The sequence below is a fragment of the Saccharopolyspora sp. NPDC049357 genome, from assembly GCF_040677225.1.
Lineage (GTDB): Bacteria > Actinomycetota > Actinomycetes > Mycobacteriales > Pseudonocardiaceae > Saccharopolyspora.
The window spans coordinates 129088-146969 of record NZ_JBFAQJ010000006.1; the positions used below are offsets into that span (position 1 = coordinate 129088).

General features: G+C 70.3%; 16 protein-coding genes. 15 read left to right on the forward strand and 1 reads right to left on the reverse strand.

The window, feature by feature from the left end; genetic code table 11:
- Window positions 1–5 precede the first annotated feature (5 nt).
- From pqqB to AB0J91_RS07510, 5 genes are all read left to right on the forward strand, one after another.
- Window positions 6–899 (forward strand): pyrroloquinoline quinone biosynthesis protein PqqB, encoded by an 894-nt coding sequence (pqqB, locus tag AB0J91_RS07490; RefSeq protein ID WP_363865127.1) that lies wholly within the window; start codon window positions 6–8, stop codon window positions 897–899.
- On the forward strand, window positions 896–1588 hold the full coding sequence (gene pqqC / locus AB0J91_RS07495) for a pyrroloquinoline-quinone synthase PqqC (RefSeq protein ID WP_363865129.1): 693 nt from the start codon (window positions 896–898) through the stop codon (window positions 1586–1588). Before pqqB ends, pqqC begins: the two co-directional genes overlap by 4 nt.
- Window positions 1588–1854 (forward strand): pyrroloquinoline quinone biosynthesis peptide chaperone PqqD, encoded by a 267-nt coding sequence (gene pqqD / locus AB0J91_RS07500; RefSeq protein WP_363786901.1) that lies wholly within the window; start codon window positions 1588–1590, stop codon window positions 1852–1854. The genes pqqC and pqqD overlap by 1 nt, the downstream gene beginning before the upstream one ends.
- A complete protein-coding gene (pqqE, locus tag AB0J91_RS07505; RefSeq protein WP_363865131.1) occupies window positions 1851–2945 on the forward strand; it encodes a pyrroloquinoline quinone biosynthesis protein PqqE in 1095 nt (364 codons plus the stop codon). The genes pqqD and pqqE overlap by 4 nt, the downstream gene beginning before the upstream one ends.
- A gap of 203 nt (window positions 2946–3148) precedes the next feature.
- Window positions 3149–4240, forward strand: a complete 1092-nt coding sequence (locus tag AB0J91_RS07510) for an S-(hydroxymethyl)mycothiol dehydrogenase (protein ID WP_363865133.1) — start codon at window positions 3149–3151, stop codon at window positions 4238–4240.
- A 76-nt stretch (window positions 4241–4316) separates the two neighbouring features.
- On the opposite strand, the gene AB0J91_RS07515 is transcribed toward AB0J91_RS07510, so the two are convergent.
- On the reverse strand, window positions 4317–4649 hold the full coding sequence (locus AB0J91_RS07515; RefSeq protein ID WP_363865134.1) for a bifunctional 3-phenylpropionate/cinnamic acid dioxygenase ferredoxin subunit: 333 nt from the start codon (window positions 4647–4649) through the stop codon (window positions 4317–4319).
- A gap of 688 nt (window positions 4650–5337) precedes the next feature.
- Between AB0J91_RS07515 and AB0J91_RS07520 the strand changes: the two genes are divergently transcribed.
- The 10 genes from AB0J91_RS07520 (at window position 5338) to AB0J91_RS07565 (ending at window position 17881) form a co-directional block, all read left to right on the forward strand.
- The gene (locus tag AB0J91_RS07520; protein WP_363786909.1) at window positions 5338–5796 is read left to right on the forward strand and encodes an NAD(P)H-dependent oxidoreductase subunit E; all 459 of its coding nucleotides are present in this window, start codon (window positions 5338–5340) and stop codon (window positions 5794–5796) included.
- On the forward strand, window positions 5793–7322 hold the full coding sequence (locus AB0J91_RS07525) for an NADH-ubiquinone oxidoreductase-F iron-sulfur binding region domain-containing protein (protein WP_363865136.1): 1530 nt from the start codon (window positions 5793–5795) through the stop codon (window positions 7320–7322). Before AB0J91_RS07520 ends, AB0J91_RS07525 begins: the two co-directional genes overlap by 4 nt.
- Before the next feature lie 3 nt (window positions 7323–7325).
- Window positions 7326–10136, forward strand: coding sequence for a formate dehydrogenase subunit alpha (fdhF, locus tag AB0J91_RS07530; protein WP_363865138.1), 2811 nt, complete (start codon window positions 7326–7328; stop codon window positions 10134–10136).
- On the forward strand, window positions 10133–10363 hold the full coding sequence (locus AB0J91_RS07535; protein WP_363865140.1) for a formate dehydrogenase subunit delta: 231 nt from the start codon (window positions 10133–10135) through the stop codon (window positions 10361–10363). Before fdhF ends, AB0J91_RS07535 begins: the two co-directional genes overlap by 4 nt.
- Window positions 10364–10655: 292 nt before the next feature.
- Window positions 10656–10991, forward strand: a complete 336-nt coding sequence (locus AB0J91_RS07540) for a plasmid stabilization protein (RefSeq protein WP_363786917.1) — start codon at window positions 10656–10658, stop codon at window positions 10989–10991.
- A gap of 188 nt (window positions 10992–11179) precedes the next feature.
- Window positions 11180–13834, forward strand: coding sequence for a LuxR C-terminal-related transcriptional regulator (locus AB0J91_RS07545; RefSeq protein ID WP_363865142.1), 2655 nt, complete (start codon window positions 11180–11182; stop codon window positions 13832–13834).
- A gap of 240 nt (window positions 13835–14074) precedes the next feature.
- Window positions 14075–14839, forward strand: coding sequence for an ABC transporter permease (locus AB0J91_RS07550; RefSeq protein ID WP_363865144.1), 765 nt, complete (start codon window positions 14075–14077; stop codon window positions 14837–14839).
- 2 nt (window positions 14840–14841) lie between these two features.
- Window positions 14842–15681 carry an ABC transporter permease gene (locus AB0J91_RS07555; RefSeq protein WP_363865146.1) on the forward strand — a complete coding sequence of 280 codons (840 nt, stop codon included), beginning with the start codon at window positions 14842–14844 and terminating at the stop codon, window positions 15679–15681.
- 5 nt (window positions 15682–15686) lie between these two features.
- Window positions 15687–16862: an MCE family protein gene (locus tag AB0J91_RS07560; RefSeq protein ID WP_363865148.1), complete on the forward strand. Its 1176-nt coding sequence runs from the start codon at window positions 15687–15689 to the stop codon at window positions 16860–16862.
- The gene (locus tag AB0J91_RS07565; protein ID WP_363865150.1) at window positions 16859–17881 is read left to right on the forward strand and encodes an MCE family protein; all 1023 of its coding nucleotides are present in this window, start codon (window positions 16859–16861) and stop codon (window positions 17879–17881) included. Before AB0J91_RS07560 ends, AB0J91_RS07565 begins: the two co-directional genes overlap by 4 nt.
- The last annotated feature ends 1 nt before the right edge of the window (window position 17882 follow it).

The following is a 17882-nucleotide window of genomic DNA, read 5'->3' on the forward strand; positions in this document are numbered from 1 at the left end:
CGGCCGTGCTCGTCCACTGCCTGGGAGTCGCGGCAGGTGGCGGGTACCCGCAGTGGAACTGCGCGTGCCCCGGATGCCGCGAGGTCCGCACCGCGCCGGAGCGCGCTTCGGCGCACGCGGGCCTCGCGGTCTCCGGCACCGGTGACCGCTGGTTCCTGCTCAACGCGACACCCGACGTTCACCACCAGATCAACGCCGACCCCAGCCTGCACCCCGGCCCCGGGACGCGGGAGACGCCGGTGGCGGGAGTGCTGCTCACCGACGCCGAGTTCGATCACACGATCGGGCTCCTGGTGCTCCGGGAGGGCTCGTCGCTGGAGGTCTTCGGCACGACACCCGTGCTGGCCGCGCTCACCGATCACTTCCCGGTGCGAGACCTGGTCTCCGACTACGCCGACGTGCGGTGGCGGACCGTGCACATCGGCAAGCCGATGTATCTCGACGAACGGCTCCAGGTGACAGCGTTCGCCACCGGGAGCAAACCGCCGCGCTACGTCGGGCACCACGCCGGGCCCGGCGACTGGGAGACCGGCTACGTGCTGCACGACCAGGTGAGCGGTGGAACCGCCGTCTACGCCCCGACCGTGCCAAGCTGGGACGAGCACTTCGCCGAGCAGGTCGCCGACGCCGACTGCGTGTTCGTCGACGGCACGTTCTGGACCGACGACGAGATGTCCCGCCGAGGAACCGGTGATCGGCCCGGCAGGTCCATGGGGCACATGCCCGTCAGCGGTGCGGACGGTTCGGCTCGGCACCTGGCCGCGCTGCCCGCCCGCCGCAAGATCTACGTCCACGTCAACAACACCAATCCCATCCTCGACGAGGGATCAGCCGAGCGAGCAGAACTCGCGGCGCTGGGCATCGAGGTGGGACGTGCGGGTCTGGAGGTCGAACTATGAGGCCCTGGTCGTCGGAGGAGTTCGAGGCCGAGCTGCGCGCGGTCGGCGAGGCGCGCTACCACCACCTGCACCCGTTCAACGAGCGGATGCACGCCGGTGACCTGACCGAGGAGGAGTTCCGCGGCTGGGTGCGAAACCGCTTCTACTACCAGATCAACCTGCCGGTGAAGGACGCCTTCATCCTCACCAAGCTGCCCGGCGCCGAACGCCGGAAGTGGATCAAGCGCATCACCGACCACGACGGCACCCCCGAGGTCGAAGGCGGCATCGAGCGCTGGGTTCGGCTCGGCGAAGCCGTCGGCCTGACCCGCGACGAGCTCTACGACACGCGCACCGTGCTGCCCGGCGTGCGCTTCGCCGTGGACGCCTACGTCGACTTCTGCAGGCACAAGCCGTGGCTGGAGGCGGTGGCCTCGGCGATGACCGAGCTGTTCGCGCCCGACCTGCTCAGCCGCCGCATCGTCGACGTGCAGAAGCACTACCCGTGGCTGGACGAGCGCGGCCTGGAGTACTTCCGGACCCGGCTGACCCAGCAGCCCGCCGACATCGCGCACCTGCTCGGGCTGGTGCTCGACAACGCCCGGACCCGGGAGCAGCAGGAGGCGTGCGTACGCGCCCTGGAGTTCAAGTGCGACGTGCTGTGGACCTTGCTCGACGCGGTGCAGCTCGCCCACGGCAAGGTCGAGTGATGGACGCCGGGAGCACACCGCGCCTGGTGCCCAAGGCGATGCTCAAGCGCGACAAGGTCCGCGACGCCGACCTGCTGCTGCTGCCGGAGCGCGTGGTGCGGCTCAACACCTCGGGCGCGGCGATCCTGCGGTTGTGCGACGGGACCCGGACCGTGCGGGAGCTCGTCGACCGGCTGGAGGAGGAGTTCGGCGCCACCGGGCTCATCGACGACGTGCTGACTTTCCTCAACGACGCGCGCGACCAAGGTTGGGTGGTGTCCGGATGACCCCCGCGCCCTACGGGCTGCTGGCCGAGGTGACCCACCAGTGCCCGCTGCACTGCCTGTACTGCTCCAACCCGCTGGAACTGCGCCAGCGCGACGAGGAGATCGGCACCGAGGACTGGCTCCGGGTGATCCGCGAGGCCGCCGACCTCGGGGTGGTGCAGGTGCACTTCTCCGGCGGTGAACCGCTGGTGCGCGGTGACCTCGCCGAGCTGATCGCCGAGGCGCGCGGCTGCGAGCTCTACACCAACCTGATCACCAGCGGTCTCGGCTTCACCGAGGAACGGGCGAAGTCGCTGGTCGCGGCCGGGCTCAACAGCGTGCAGCTGAGCATCCAGGGCGACACCGCCGAGGCGAGCGAACTCGTGGCCGCCACCAAGCGCTTCGACAAGAAGCGCGAGGCCGCGAGGATCATCGTCGACTCCGGGCTGCCGCTGAACATGAACGTCGTGCTGCACCGGCTCAACCTCGACCGGCTCGACGCCATCATCGACGTATGCGAGTCGTGGGGAGCCGAACGGCTCGAACTGGCCAACACCCAGTACTACGGCTGGGGGCTGCGCAACCGGGACCTGCTGCTGCCCAGCCGCGAACAGCTCGCCGCGGCGGAGAAGGTCTACCAGCGGCGCAAGGCCGAGCTCGCCGGCCGGATGGAACTGCTGTGGATCCTGCCGGACTACTACGAGCTCTACCCGAAGCCGTGCATGGGCGGCTGGGCGCGCACCGCGCTGACCGTGGCGCCGGACGGGTCGGTGTACCCGTGCCCGGTCGCCGCTGACATCGACACCCTCGACTTCCCGTCGGTGCTGGCGCACCCGCTCGACTGGATCTGGGCGAAATCGCCCGCGTTCCAGGCATTTCGGGGAACCGACTGGATGCCGGAGCCGTGCCGCAGCTGCTCCCGCAAGGAGATCGACTTCGGCGGCTGCCGGTGCCAGGCGTTCGCGCTGACCGGTGACGCCTCGCGCACCGACCCGGTGTGCACGTACTCGCCGGACCACCACCTCGTGCAGGACGCGGTGGACCGCGCCAACGAGACGCCCGCCGCGGCGCCCGAACCGGTCTACCGCCGCCCGCGCGCGGCCGCGGAGTGACCGCGTTTCGTCACCGGAATCCCGCCGTTCGTGCCTGATCACCCACCGCCGGTACCGGATTCGTTGTCCACTCCGGAACCGGCGCGCGAGGGTGGTCGGAACGGACCGGTCCCGACTCGGCGTGCCGGGTCGGGCCACGCCGGTGGCGGCGCGAGGCGTCCCCGACCGCTTTCGCCGCCACCGGCGACCTTCTCGCCGAGAGGATGCAGCAGATGATCAAGTCGCGCGCGGTGATCGCACGGGGGAAGGGCGAACCGGTCGAGGTGGTGCGGATCGACCTGCCCGAACCCGGACCCGGCGAGGTGCTGGTGCGGGTGCAGGCCTGCGGTGTCTGCCACACCGACCTGCACTACCGGGAAGGCGGCATCAACGACGACTTCCCGTTCCTGCTCGGCCACGAGGCCGCCGGTGTCGTCGAAGCGGTGGGCCCCGGTGTGTCGGACGTGTCCGAGAACGACTTCGTGGTGCTGAACTGGCGCGCGGTGTGCGGCCAGTGCCGCGCCTGCTCGCGCGGGAAGCCCTGGTACTGCTTCGACACCAACAACGCCGAGCAGCCGATGCGGCTGGAGGACGGCACCGAGCTGTCCCCGGCGCTGGGGATCGGGGCGTTCAGCGAGCGCACGCTCGTCCACGCCGGGCAGTGCACGCGCGTCGACCCGGCCGCGCGGCCGGTCGTGGTCTCGCTGCTCGGGTGCGGTGTCATGGCCGGCATCGGCGCGTCGATCAACACGGGAGGCGTGACGCGCGGCGACTCGGTGGCCGTGATCGGCTGCGGCGGGGTCGGGGACGGCTCGATCGCCGGAGCGGCGCTGGCCGGCGCGGAGAAGATCATCGCCGTGGACCGGGACCCGAAGAAGCTCGCCTGGGCCGAGGAGTTCGGAGCCACCTACACCGTCAACGCCGCCGAGACAGATGCGGTGGCCGCCATCCGGTCGCTCACCGGCGGCAACGGTGCGGACGTCGTCATCGACGCCGTCGGCCGGGCGGAGACCTTCGAGCAGGCGTTCTACGCCCGCGATCTGGCGGGCACGGCGGTGCTGGTGGGCGTGCCGACCCCGGAGGTGGAGATCAAGCTCCCGCTGCTGGACGTCTTCGGGCGAGGAGGCGCGGTGAAGTCCTCCTGGTACGGCGACTGCCTGCCCAGCCGCGACTTCCCGATGCTCACCAACCTCCACCAGCAGGGCCGCCTGCCACTCGACAAGTTCGTCACCGAGGAGATCACCCTCGACGAGGTCGAGGACGCATTCGCCAAGATGGAACGAGGGGAAGTCCTGCGCTCCGTGGTGGTTTTCTGAGACGGGCTCTCGAACCGCGTGCAAGCGCGTAGCCGCACCGCCATGCAAGACGAGTTCAGGAACGGTTTCCGAGGCGTCACAGCGGGCGGCCTATGTCGACGTGGACCACCACCTCGTCCCCCGAGATCTCGACCTGGTGGGTGCGCAGGGGTTCGGTGGCCGGAGGGCAGAGCGGCTCTCCGCTGCGGACGTCGAAGCGGGACAGGTGCACCGGGCACTCCAGCGACGTGCCGTCGAAGTGCCCCTCGCTGAGGACCGCCCAGGCGTGCGAGCACACGTCGTCGATCGCGTAGAGCCGCCCGGCGACGTTGAACACCACGACCGGCGGGAGCGTGTTGAGCCGTCGCACGGTTCCGGGCGGGAACTCGCGCAGTCGGCACACTCGGACTCGATGCGTGGCCGGGGGCATCGACGCCACTCCTTCCGCCGGAGCTCCGGTGGCGCCGGCGCTCGCACCGGCCCCGCTGACGACGGTGCCGCAAGGCCCTCGACCGGGATGCGGTGAGGCCCTTGCGGCACTCGCTGCTGTTCGAGCCGCGTGGTGGGAGCGGAGGATCAGTCCTCGTCGGCGCGGTGCAGGTATCCGGTGACCTCGGCGCAGACGTCGATCACGGTGTATTCAGGGGTTTCCCACGTCATCGCATTCTCCTCACGTTCGTCTCGGCCGGTTGCGGTTTCCGGCCGCAGCGGGAGCCGGGAGGGTCGGGCGACAATTCCCGAATTCCGCGCTGGAATTTCAAGTTAGGCGCACTCGTGACACCTGGGCAAGCCGGGCGGGACGAGTGCGCGACGAGCTCGCACGAGCGGTAGAGGAGCGAAGACCAGCGGCGCTGCCTGCGGCGCCGGAAAAGACGATCTTGAGCTGACGCGTATGGGTGAAAACGCTGGTAGCGGCAGTGTCGCAGCGTGCGCGAAAAGGCCGGAAAAGGCGCGAAAATAGTCCGCAAAAAGGCCCTGTCCAGCGAAGATGCCGGAATTTCGGTGACGCGGAGTGCACATCGATCCGTGGCGCTTATCGATGCATAAAAACGTGTGCGTTGAACTCTGGGCGACGCGGCGCCACGGTAGACCCAATCTACAACGGAGTGGAGCCGCAGATGACGATAGCGGAACGCGTGCGCGGCGTTGTCGAAGCGCACCGGGGCGAACGCGGAGCCCTGCTTCCCATCCTGCACCACCTCCAGCAGGAGTTCGGCTGGATCGATCCGCAGGTGGTTCCGGTCCTGGCCGAAGAGCTCAACCTCTCGCGGGCCGACGTTCACGGAGTCATCTCCTTCTACACCGACTTCCGCTCCGAACCCGCGGGGACCACCACGGTCAAGATCTGCCGCGCCGAGGCGTGCCAGTCGGTCGGCGCCGAGCGGCTCGTGGCCGACGCCGAGCAGGTCTTCGGCGTCAAGGTCGGCCAGACGACCCCCGACCGCTCGGTCACCCTCGATCAGGTGTTCTGCCTGGGCAACTGCGCGCTCGGCCCCTCCGCGCAGATCAACGGAAAGCTGCACGGCCGGGTGGACCGCAGCCGGCTCGTCGAGATCCTCGCGGAGGGCAACGCGTGATCACCGTCTACGTACCCCAGGACTCCGCGTCGGTCTCGGTCGGCGCGAACGACGTGGCCGCGGCCATCCAGCAGGCGGCCGACGAACCGATCAGGTTGGTGCGCAACGGGTCTCGCGGCATGCTCTGGCTCGAACCGCTCGTCGAGGTCGAGACCGAGCGCGGTCGCGTCGGCTACGGCCCCGTCACCCCGGGCAGGGTGCCGGAACTGCTGGCCGCCGGCATGCTGCGCGGAGCCGATCACGAGCTGTGCCAGGGCGTGGTCGAGGACCTGCCGTGGATGCGCGACCAGCAGCGGCTGTGCTTCGCCCGCGTCGGCGTCACCGACCCGCTGTCCACATCGGACTACGAGGCGCACGGCGGCCTGCGCGGACTGCGCGCGGCGCTGGCCGCCGCACCCGCCGAGGTCGTCGAAGAGGTCACCACCTCCGGTCTGCGCGGCCGCGGCGGCGCCGGATTCCCGGCGGGCATCAAGTGGAACACCGTCCTCAAGGCCGACGGGCCCGCGAAGTTCATCTGCTGCAACGCCGACGAAGGCGACTCCGGGACCTTCGCCGACCGGATGCTCATGGAGGGCGACCCGTTCTGCCTCATCGAGGGCATGACCATCGCCGCCCACGCGGTCGGCGCCACCGAGGGCTACATCTACGTCCGCTCCGAGTACCCCGACGCCGTGCGCGCCCTGCGCCGGGCGATCGACGCCGCCTACGCGGTCGGCTGGCTCGGTGAGGGAGTGCTCGGCTCGGAGCTGACGTTCGACCTGTTCGTGCGCGTCGGTGCGGGTGCCTACATCTGCGGCGAGGAGACCTCCATGCTGGAGAGCCTGGAGGGCAGGCGCGGCATGGTGCGCTCCAAACCGCCGATCCCGGCGATCACCGGCCTGTTCGGCAAGCCCACGGTGGTCAACAACGTGCTCACCCTGGCCAGCGTCCCGGCGATCCTCGCCGACGGCGGCCGGCCCTACGCCGAGCTCGGCGTGGAGCGCTCGCGCGGCACGCAGGTCTTCCAGCTGGCGGGCAACATCGCGCGCGGCGGCGTCTTCGAGTCCGCCTTCGGCATCACCATCGACGAGCTGGTCAACGGCTACGGCGGCGGCACCCGATCCGGGCGGCCGGTGCGCGCGGTGCAGATCGGCGGCCCGCTGGGCTCCTACGTGCCGCCCGAGCGGTTCGACCTGCCGATGGACTACGAGGCGCTGGCCGAGGCGCAGGCGATGCTCGGCCACGGCGGCATCACCGTCTTCGACGACACCGTGGACATGGCGGCCATGGCGCGCTTCGCGTTCGAGTTCTGCGCCGAGGAGTCCTGCGGCAAGTGCACCCCGTGCCGGGTCGGCGCGGTGCGCGGCGTCGAGGTCGTCGACCGCATCGTCGGTGGTCAGGACCGCGACGGGAACCTGGCCGTGCTGGGCGACCTGTGCGAGCTGATGACCGACGGATCGCTGTGCGCGATGGGTGGGCTGACCCCGAACCCGGTGCGCAGCGCGCTGACGCACTTCCCCGAGGACTTCCTGAAGGAGGCGAAGTAGGCGATGGGTCTGCTGAAGGAACCCGACTACGGCACCCCGGCCAGAGCGGGGGAGGCCACCGTCACCGTCGAGATCGACGGCGTGCCGATCACCGTGCCCGAGGGCACCTCGGTGATGCGCGCCGCGGCCGAGTCCGGCACCGACATCCCGAAGCTGTGCGCCACCGACAGCCTGGAGGCGTTCGGCTCGTGCCGGCTGTGCCTGGTGGAGATCGACGGCCGCAAGGGCACCCCGGCCTCGTGCACCACACCGGTCGCCGAGGGCATGAAGGTCAGCACCCAGACGCCGAGGCTGGAGAAGCTGCGCCAGGGCGTCATGGAGCTCTACATCTCCGACCACCCGCTGGACTGCCTGACCTGCTCGGCCAACGGCGACTGCGAGCTGCAGGACATGTCCGGCGTGGTCGGCCTGCGCCAGGTCCGCTACGGCTACGAGGGCGCCAACCACCTCGACGCGCCCACCGACAGCAGCAACCCCTACTTCGACTTCGACGCCTCGAAGTGCATCGTGTGCTCCCGCTGCGTGCGGGCCTGCGACGAGGTGCAGGGCACCTTCGCGCTGACCATCGAGGGGCGCGGCTTCGACTCCAAGGTCGCGGCAGGTGCCGGTGACCCGTTCCTGGAGTCCGACTGCGTGTCCTGCGGCGCGTGCGTGCAGGCCTGCCCGACGGCCACGCTGCAGGAGAAGTCGGTGGTCGACCTGGGCATGCCGACCCGCTCGGTGCTGACCACCTGCGCCTACTGCGGTGTGGGCTGCTCGTTCAAGGCCGAGCTGCGCGGCGACGAGCTGGTGCGGATGGTGCCGTACAAGGACGGCGGAGCCAACGAGGGCCACTCCTGCGTCAAGGGCCGCTTCGCCTTCGGCTACGCCACCCACCCGGACCGGCAGCTCAACCCGATGATCCGGGAGCGCACCACCGACGAGTGGCGCGAAACCGATTGGGAGACGGCGATCTCCTACGTCGCCGAGAAGTTCCGCGACATCCAGGCCCGGCACGGCGCCAACACCATCGGCGGCATCACCTCCTCGCGCTGCACCAACGAGGAGGTCTACGTGGTGCAGAAGATGGTGCGCGCGGCGTTCGGCAACAACAACGTCGACACCTGCGCCCGCGTCTGCCACTCGCCGACCGGCTACGGCCTCAAGCAGACCTTCGGGACCTCGGCGGGCACGCAGGACTTCCGGTCCGTGGCGGAGTCCGACGTGATCGTGGTGATCGGCGCCAACCCGACCGACGGGCACCCGGTGTTCGCCTCTCGGATGAAGCGCAGGCTGCGGGAGGGCGCGAAGCTGATCGTCATCGATCCGCGGCGGATCGACCTGGTGCGCAGCCCGCACGTGGAGGCCTCCCACCACCTGCAGCTCGCGCCGGGCACCAACGTCGCGCTGGTCAACGCGCTGTCGCACGTGGTGGTCACCGAAGGGCTGACCGACGAGTCGTTCGTGGCCTCGCGCTGCGAGGGCTTCGACGAGTGGGCGGAGTTCATCGCCCGCGACGAGAACAGCCCCGAAGCCGTCGAGTCGATCACCGGTGTTCCCGCCGAGCAGGTCCGCGAGGCGGCGCGGCTCTACGCCACCGGCGGCAACGGCGCGATCTACTACGGGCTGGGCGTCACCGAGCACAGCCAGGGCTCCACGATGGTGATGGGCATGGCCAACCTCGCCATGGTCACCGGCAACATCGGCCGCGAGGGCGTGGGCGTCAACCCGCTGCGCGGGCAGAACAACGTGCAGGGCTCCTGCGACATGGGTTCGTTCCCGCACGAGCTGTCCGGCTACCGGCACGTCGCCGACGACGCGGTCCGCGAGGTGTTCGAGAAGCTCTGGGAGCGCCCGATCCTGCCCGAACCGGGGCTGCGGATCCCGAACATGTTCGACGCCGCCGTCGACGGCAGCTTCCGGGGTCTGTTCGTGCAGGGCGAGGACATCGCCCAGTCCGACCCCAACACCCAGCACGTCGCGGCGGCCCTGTCGGCGCTGGAACTCGTCGTGGTGCAGGACCTGTTCCTCAACGAGACCAGCAAGTTCGCGCACGTGTTCCTGCCGGGCACCTCGTTCCTGGAGAAGGACGGCACGTTCACCAACGCCGAGCGGCGGATCAACCGGGTCCGCCCGGTGATGGTTCCCAAGAGCGGCAAGGACGAGTGGCAGGTGGCCTGCGAGATCGCCCAGGCGATGGGATACGACATGCACTACGACCACCCGCGCGAGATCATGGACGAGATCGCCTCGGTGACACCGACTTTCGCGGGCGTCTCGTTCGACAAGCTGGACGAGCTGGGCAGCGTGCAGTGGCCGTGCAACGACAAGGCGCCCGAGGGCACGCCGATCATGCACGCCGAGGAGTTCGTGCGCGGCAAGGGCAAGTTCGTGCTCACCCCGTTCGTGGCGACCCGCGAGCGCAGCACCCGCAGGTTCCCGCTGGTGCTCACCACCGGGCGCATCCTGTCGCAGTACAACGTCGGCGCGCAGACCCGCCGCACCGCCAACGTCGCCTGGCACCCGGAGGACGTGCTGGAGATCCACCCGCACGACGCCGAGGACCGGGGCATCTCCTCAGGCGACGTGGTGAACCTGTCCAGCCGGGTCGGCACGACGTCGCTGCGCGCGAAGATCTCCGACCGGATGCCGGTGGGCGTGGTGTACACGACGTTCCACCACCCGGTGACCGGCGCGAACGTGGTGACAACCGAGAACTCCGACTGGGCCACCAACTGCCCGGAGTACAAGGTCACCGCCGTGCAGGTCGCCAGGGAGACCAGCGGGGAGAAGGCCGACGCCGAGCAGCGGGAGGCGGTGTTGAGCGAGTCATGAGCGCCGACGTCTCGCCGCAGGTGCGGATGGCCAACGACATCGCCATCCAGTTCGCGCACCTCCCGTCCCGCCAGGCGGCGCGGGAGGTGGCCCACCACATCAAGATGTTCTGGGACCCGAGGATGAGGGCCGAGCTCGACCGCCTCGCCGACTCCCCGCCCCTGGGCATGGACCCGCTGGCCCTCGAAGCGGCCCGCCTCCTCCGCAACGCGGACGCCGCCCCCTAGCCCCTCCCGACGAACCCGCCCCCGCCCGCACGCCACCGCCTCCCACCACGCCACACCCCGATCACCCTGGTAATCAGGTACCCGATTACCAGGGTGATCGGGGTGTGCCCCGACCACGGCCGTACCCGGCTCACCGGGGTATTCGGGTCACCCAGGCCTGGAGCGTGGTCGCCCGGGATCTCGGCTCGGGATGGGTGTCGGGGCGGAATTCGGGAGGGTGGCGAGGTGAGTTTGCCCGTTCGGGTGTGCGGGTAGGTCTTGGTCACCAGACGCCCGTGACGGGAGGGAAGCTATGCCCCAGAGCGCGTGGAACTCCAAGGAGGAGCGGCAGTACGAGCACATCAAGCAGGGCACCAAGAAGCGCGGTTCCAGCGAGGGCCGAGCGGAGGAGATCGCCGCCCGGACGGTGAACAAGGAGCGCGCGCAGAAGGGAACGGCCAAGCAGCGCAGCAAGGTCTCCACCGAGGACATCCCTCCGCAGCGGCGCGGCGGCAAGCGCTCGGGGAAACGGCAAGGACCCGGCGGCCGCACGAAGCAGCAGCTCTACGAGGACGCCAAGAGGGAGAAGATCGAAGGCCGTTCCAAGATGACCAAGGAGGAGCTGCAGAAGGCCCTCTCGCGGAGGTGAGGTGAGTTCGGGCGTGGCTTGCGGTCACGTCCAGATGATTTTCGTTCGGGAAGCAAATCGGGACTTCGCGGTCGTCGCGGAACCGCCCCGGCGCCGGCGACGTCGGAGCGGTGTAGGCGGCGGCTGAGCGCGACGGGATCGGTCACGAGTCGAGAACCGTTGCGCGAGTGGGAACTGCGGAGTCACCGATGTTGACCGAACGAACCAGCGAGTTAGCCCGATTATCCGAATCCCTGGCCGACTGCGAGCGGGGCAGGGGCCGGGTCGTGCTCATCGGCGGCGCGCTGGCCACGGGCAAGACGGCACTGCTGGACGCGCTCGGTGACCTCGTCGGAGAGCGGGCGACGCTGCTGCGCGCGGTGGGTTCGCGCGCTGAGCGCGAGCTGCGGCTGGGCGTGGTGGCCCAGCTGCTCGTCGGAGCGGAACCCGTCGTGCGCGACCGGGTGGCCCGTCTCGCCGAATCGCCGCTGGACCCCCGCTCGCTGGAGGAAGTCGGCGCGCTGCTGCTGGAATCGGGCGGTGAGCGCCCGGTGGTGCTGGCCGTCGACGACGTGCACTTCGCCGACCCGGAGTCGCAGCAGGCGCTGCTCTACCTGCGCAGGAGGATCGCCTCCGCGCGCGTGCTGCTGGTGCTGACCGAGTGGGAACGCCCGAACCTGGCGCGCGAATCCTCGCACGCGGAGCTGGCCCGCCAGCCCGATCACCGGATCGACCTCGGACCGCTGACAGCCGCCGGTGTCGCGGAGATGCTCGGCGTCGAAGATGTCTGCGCCACAACCGCCTTCGATATCAGCGGCGGAAACCCGTTCCTGATCAAGGCACTTCTGGAGGACGGGCGCGTGGTGGGCCCGCACTTCCGCCGGGCCGTGCTGGACTGCCTGACCCGCCGGGACGCGGACTTCTTCGCCGTGGCCGAAGGTGTTGCGGTGCTGGGCGATTCGGCGTCACCGGCCCTGGTCGGCGAGCTGTTGGCGATGACCGCGCGCTCGGTCCGTCCCGTGCTCGACGCGCTCAACGCCGCCGGGCTGCTCCGCGACCACCGCCTGCGCCATCCCGACGTCCTGCTGGAAAGCCTCGCCCCGGCCGACGCTGCCAGGTTGCACGCCCGAGCCGCCGAACTGCTGCACCGGCGCGGCGCCCCGGCCGTGGAGATCGCCCGCCACCTCACCGCGGCCGGTGCCGTACCGGGAAGCTGGGCGATGCGCCCCTTGCGCTTCGCGGCCGAGCAGTCCCTCGTGGACGATCCCGAACTCGCGGTCGGCTGCCTGGAACTCGCCCTGAACGCGTCCGAGGACGACGGCGAGCGCGTCGAGCTGCGCGCCGCCCTGGTCCGCGCGGCCTGGCGCATCAACCCCGCAATCGCCGCCCGCCACCTCGGCTCGCTCGCCGACCGGAGGGACCTGTGCTGGCGGGATGCCGTCCCGGTGGCCCGCCTGCGGCTCTGGCAGGGCGATCCGGGCGCGGCGGGAGAGCTCCTGCGCGGCACGCGCGCGCACGACGGTGAACCTCATCCCCGCGCGGCCGCCGAACTGCGCATCGCCGCCGAGTGGATTCACGGCCGCTCCCTAGACGTCGAACCGCTGACCAGCGGAGATGCCTCGTGGCAGACCACTGCCGGTCTCGTCCGGTCGTGGACCCGGGAATCGCCGGGGGAGGTGCTGCGCGCCGCCGAGCACGTCCTGCAGAGCTGCGCGGGGGAGGTGCTGCCCGAAGCGGCCTCGGCTGCGGTGCTGGCCCTGGACCACGCGGGCCACGTCGAACGGTCCCGGCACTGGTGCGACGCGCTCACCGCCCAGGCCCGCAGGCAGGGAGCCACCACCGCGCGGGCGCTGATCGGCGCGGTCCGCGCCGACATGTCGTGGCGCCGCGGAGACCTCATCGCCGCCGAGGCGCACGCGCGGGAGGCGCTGCGACTGCTGCACCCGCAGACGTGGGGAGTGCTGGTGGGCCTGCCGCTGGCCACGCTGATCCTGGTCAACTCGGCGCTGGGCAGGCACGACACCGCGGCCGAACTGCTCACCCGCCCGGTCCCGGACGAGATGGCGGCGACCACCTTCGGCATCCGCCACCTGCACGCCACCGGCAGGCACCACCTGACCAGCGGACGCACCCTCGCGGCGCTGGACGCCTTCGAACGGATCGCCGCCCGGATGCGAAGCGGTGACCCGGCGATCCCCACGACGATCCCGTGGCGCGGCGACCTCGCCCAGACCTACCTGCTGCTGGGCAGGAGACGCGAAGCCCGCGAACTCGTCGCGGAGCAGCTCGCCGGCTCCTCCGGCGGCGTGCGCATCCGCGCGATCACGCTGCGCGTCCTGGCCTCCTGCAGCGAACCCCGGCAGCGCGTCGCGGCCCTGCGCGAAGCCATCCAGCTGCTGGAGCGCTGCGGGGACCGGCTGGAACTCGCCCGCGCGCTGGCCGACCTCAGCCAGGCCCACAGCGAGCTCGGACAGCTCCGCAACGCCCGCCTGGTGCTGCGCAAGGCCGACCAGATGGCCAAGGCGTGCCAGGCCGACGTCCTGTCCCACCGGCTCCGCGACGCCCTCGACGCGGCCCGCCCCGAACCCGCACCCACCCCGGCGGGAACCCCGCTGCTCAGCGAGGCGGAGCGCAAGGTCGCCGAACTCGCCGCCCGAGGCCAGACCAACCGCGAGATCGGCCGCCGCCTCTACATCACCGTCAGCACCGTCGAACAGCACCTCACCCGCGTCTACCGCAAGCTCAACGTCCGCAAGCGCACAGAACTCCCAGCAGAGCTCTCCCGCCTCCACGACGACACCGACGGCCAGATCCCGACACCAGTGCGGGGCTTCGCACCGGTCCGGTCCGACGAGCAGCGCTGATCGGAATTTCACCTTGTCGGAGCAGTGGGTGGGTTCGGTTTTCCCTCTGCTGGGCGGTGTTTCGCTTCCGGGTTGTTGACGGTGGGGTTGTGCGATGCGACTATCGTCCGCACCACGAAGCCAGCCGAAGCCGATTTCCGCTCGTGCACGTGCCTTTCCGGGCGTCGTTCTCCCGTCATTCGCCGCAGGAGCGATTCCTCGTCGCCGTAGATTTCCGCTTGCCCGAGGGGAGGTCGGTCGATGGCTGTTCCCGGACCGGCCAGGATCAGCGCTCCTATCGGGTCGTTCTACCGGATGTCGGTCGAGGTGTTCCGCCACGGATTCCGGCGGCCCTTCCAGCTCCGGGAGTTCCTGCAGCAGTCGTGGATGATCGTGAGCGTGTCGGTGGTGCCGACGCTGCTGGTCGCCATCCCGTTCTGCGTCATCGTCGTCTTCCAGCTCAACCAGCTGCTGACCGAGCTGGGTGCCGCCGACCTGGCCGGGGCCGGCGCGGGTCTGGCGGTGGTGCGGGAGATCGGGCCGATGGTCAGCGTCCTGGTCGTCGCCGGAGCGGGTGCGACGGCGATCTGCGCTGATCTCGGTGCGCGGAAGATCCGCGACGAGATCGCGGCGATGAGCGTGATGGGCTTGAACCCGGTGCAGCGCCTCGTGGTTCCCCGGGTTCTCGCTTCCACGGTCGTGGCCCTCTCGCTCAACGGGCTGGTCACCTTCGTCGGATTGGCGGGCAGCTTCCTCTTCTCGGTGCTCGTGCAGAACGCGAGCGCGGGTCTTTTCCTCGCGAATCTGACGCTGCTGACCGGAATCGATGACCTTCTGGTGAGCGAGTTGAAAGCGGCGGTCTTCGGATTGCTCTCCGGACTCGTCGCCTGCCACCTCGGACTCAACGCCAAGGGCGGGCCGAAAGGCGTGGGCGATGCGGTGAACCAGACCGTCGTGTTCAGCTTCATCTTGCTGTTCGCCGCGAACTCGCTGATCACGGCCGTGTTCCTGCAGGTGGGGAGCTAGCCGTGGCGATCGGCGAACCCAAGCGGGCCAAGGTGATCCGGGTACCGCTGCGCAAGCTGGAGGACACCGGTCGCCAGGTCGTCTTCCACGGCCGGGTCTACGCCTCGGTTCCCACCGCGCTGGCGCGCTACAAGCGCGAGGTGCTGCGGCTGATCGCCGAGGTCAGCCTCGGCACCGGTGGCCTCGCGGTCATCGGCGGGACGGTCGTGATCGTGGTGTTCATGACCGCCGCCATCGGCGTCGAGGTCGGTCTGCAGGGCTACTCCTCGCTGGCCAACGTCGGGGTCGAGGCGCTCGCCGGGTTCGTCTCCTCCTACGCCAACACCCGGGAGGCTGCGCCGGTCATCGCCGGGGTGGCGCTGACGGCGACGGTCGGCGCGGGCTTCACCGCGCAGCTCGGGGCGATGCGGATCAGCGAGGAGATCGACGCCCTGGAAGTGATGGCGATCCGGTCGGTCCCGTACCTGGTGACCACCCGGATCATCGCCGGGTTCGTCGCGATCGTCCCCCTGTACTCGCTGGCGGTGCTGGGCTCGTTCGCCGCGACGAGGCTGGTCGTGACCGTCGCGTACGGGCAGTCCGGGGGCACCTACGACCACTACTTCAGCGCGTTCCTGGTGCCGTCGGACCTGCTGTGGTCGTTCGTCAAGGCGCTGGCCATGTCGGTCGTGGTGATGTCGGTGCACTGCTACCACGGGTTCGCGGCCACCGGCGGCCCGGCGGGCGTGGGCCAGGCGGTGGGGAAGGCGGTGCGCGGCTCGCTGATCGGCGTGATGCTGGTCGACCTGCTGCTGGACCTGGCGATCTACGGTTCCGACTCCTCGGTCCACATCTCGGGGTGATGGCGGTGAACTGGAGGCACGTGCTGGCGGGCGCCGGGTTCACGGCGCTGCTGGTGCTGCTGTCGGTGCTCTCGATCGCCCAGTACCACCGGGTCTTCGACCGCGTCGTGCCGATCACCGTCCTGGCCGACCGCTCCGGTCTGCTCATGGAACCGGGCTCACCGGTCAAGCTGCGCGGCGTCGAGGTCGGCTCGGTCAGCGAGGTCACCACCGACGGGACCGGCGCGAAGGTCAGCCTCGAACTCGACCCCGACCACGCCGAGCGGATACCGGCGGAGGTGTCGGCGAACCTCGTGCCGACGACGGTGTTCGGCGCCAAGTACGTCGAGCTGCGCGCCGGCCGGGAATCCGGCGAGCACATCGCCGCCGGTGCCGTCATCGGCCGGGCGCGGGTGAACGTCGAGCTGGACCACACCTTCGACAACGTCGTGCGCACGCTGCAGCGCGTGCCGCCGAGCAAGCTCAACGCGGCCCTGACCTCGGTCTCGGGGGCGTTGCGGGGCAACGGTGAGCGCATCGGCGAGCTGATCACCGGTACCGACGACTACCTGCGCGCGTTCAACCCGCACCTGCCGGAGCTCGAAGCGCGCCTGCCCGAGATCGCCGCGGTCGCCGAGGACTACAGGGCCGTCGCCGACGACCTCACCACCACCGCCGCCAACCTCGGCGGAACCAGCACCACCCTGGCCGAGCAGCACCGGGCGTTCGCGGCGTTCCTGCTGTCGATGACCGAACTCGGCAACACCACCGGCGGACACCTGGAACGCCACGGCGACCAGCTGGTGACCACGCTCGACACCCTCGCGCCCAGCACCGAGCTGCTGCGCCGCTACTCGCCGGTGGTGCCGTGCTTCTTCGGCGGTGTGGTGCGCAACGGCGAGCTCATCCGCGCGGTCACCGGAGGCCCGGAGTTCGGCGGCACCCACCCCAACGCGCACGTGACCGTCAGCCTGCTGCCCGGTGCTCCCGCCTACCGGTACCCGCAGAACCTGCCCAAGACCGGCGTCGACACCGGCCCGCAGTGCCACGGACTTCCCGAGGTGCGGGGAATCCCGCCGTACGTCAACTACGACACCGGAGCCAACCCGTACCCAGGTCACGACGAGACCGTCGCGGTCAACCCGGAGATGCTCGCCGTCCACCTGTTCGGCCCGCTCTCACCGATCGGAGGCGGCCGGTGAGGGGCGAGGTCATCAAGCTGGCGGCGTTCTTCGCGATCGCCGCCTTCGCCGCGGGATACATCGGCGTTCTGCTGGCCGAAACCCGAAGTGCCGGAGCGGAAACGCAGGTGCGCGCGGTGTTCGCCGACGTGTCGTACCTGGAACCCGGTGACCCCGTGCGCGTCGCCGGAGTGCGGGTCGGTCAGGTCGACGAGCTGCGGATGCGGCCGGACGCGACGGTGCTGGTGACGATGTCGGTCTCCGGTGCACCGCCGCTGACCGGCGGAACCCTCGCGGCGGTCAAGTACCGCGACCTGGTCGGCAACCGCTACCTCGAACTGGCCGAAGGAGGGGGAGGGCCACCGCTGGCCGACGACGTCATCCCGCTGGAACGCACCCGGCCCGCGCTGGACCTCGACGTGCTGGTCGGCGGCTTCCAGCCGCTGTTCCAGGCGATGTCGCCGGAGCAGGTCAACCAGCTGTCCGGTTCGCTCATCCAGACCCTGCAGGGCGAAGCCGGAGCGCTGAACTCCTTCCTGACCTCACTCGCCTCGGTCACCAACACACTCGCCGACCGCGACCGGCTCATCGGCGACGTGATCGGCAACCTCAACGCCGCGCTCGCCACCTTCGACGAGCACGACCGGCAGGTCTCCGACGTCATCGCGCAGACCCGGCAACTGGTCGGCGGGCTGAGCGCCGACCGGCGGTCGGTCACCGGCGCCGTCGACCACCTCCACGGGCTGACCGCGGCCACCGCCGACCTGCTGCCGCGGCTGCGTCCCGACCTCACCGCCGAGATCGGTGATCTGCGAGCCCTCTCCGGCACGCTCAACGCCCACGACGAGCAGCTGCGCACCGCACTCAGCGAACTGCCCGAGGCCTACCGCCGGATCGGCCGCATCGGCGTGAACGGCAACTTCTTCAACGCCTACCTGTGCAGCGTGCGAGTCCGGACCAGCGCCCCGACCGGCGGATACATCTACACGCCGTGGATCGACAGCGACGTGCGGCGCTGCGCCGAGGAAGCGGGGAACTGAC

Excerpts from the sequence above, each read along its gene's own strand:
- AB0J91_RS07545 (WP_363865142.1), top strand. The coding sequence starts at position 11,180 with ATGTTGACCGAACGAACCAGCGAGTTAGCCCGATTATCCGAATCCCTG.
- pqqC (WP_363865129.1), top strand. The coding sequence starts at position 896 with ATGAGGCCCTGGTCGTCGGAGGAGTTCGAGGCCGAGCTGCGCGCGGTC.
- AB0J91_RS07515 (WP_363865134.1), bottom strand. The coding sequence starts at position 4,649 with ATGCCCCCGGCCACGCATCGAGTCCGAGTGTGCCGACTGCGCGAGTTC.
- AB0J91_RS07540 (WP_363786917.1), top strand. The coding sequence starts at position 10,656 with ATGCCCCAGAGCGCGTGGAACTCCAAGGAGGAGCGGCAGTACGAGCAC.
- AB0J91_RS07520 (WP_363786909.1), top strand. The coding sequence starts at position 5,338 with ATGACGATAGCGGAACGCGTGCGCGGCGTTGTCGAAGCGCACCGGGGC.
- AB0J91_RS07550 (WP_363865144.1), top strand. The coding sequence starts at position 14,075 with ATGGCTGTTCCCGGACCGGCCAGGATCAGCGCTCCTATCGGGTCGTTC.
- AB0J91_RS07510 (WP_363865133.1), top strand. The coding sequence starts at position 3,149 with ATGCAGCAGATGATCAAGTCGCGCGCGGTGATCGCACGGGGGAAGGGC.
- pqqD (WP_363786901.1), top strand. The coding sequence starts at position 1,588 with ATGGACGCCGGGAGCACACCGCGCCTGGTGCCCAAGGCGATGCTCAAG.
- fdhF (WP_363865138.1), top strand. The coding sequence starts at position 7,326 with ATGGGTCTGCTGAAGGAACCCGACTACGGCACCCCGGCCAGAGCGGGG.
- pqqE (WP_363865131.1), top strand. The coding sequence starts at position 1,851 with ATGACCCCCGCGCCCTACGGGCTGCTGGCCGAGGTGACCCACCAGTGC.
- AB0J91_RS07535 (WP_363865140.1), top strand. The coding sequence starts at position 10,133 with ATGAGCGCCGACGTCTCGCCGCAGGTGCGGATGGCCAACGACATCGCC.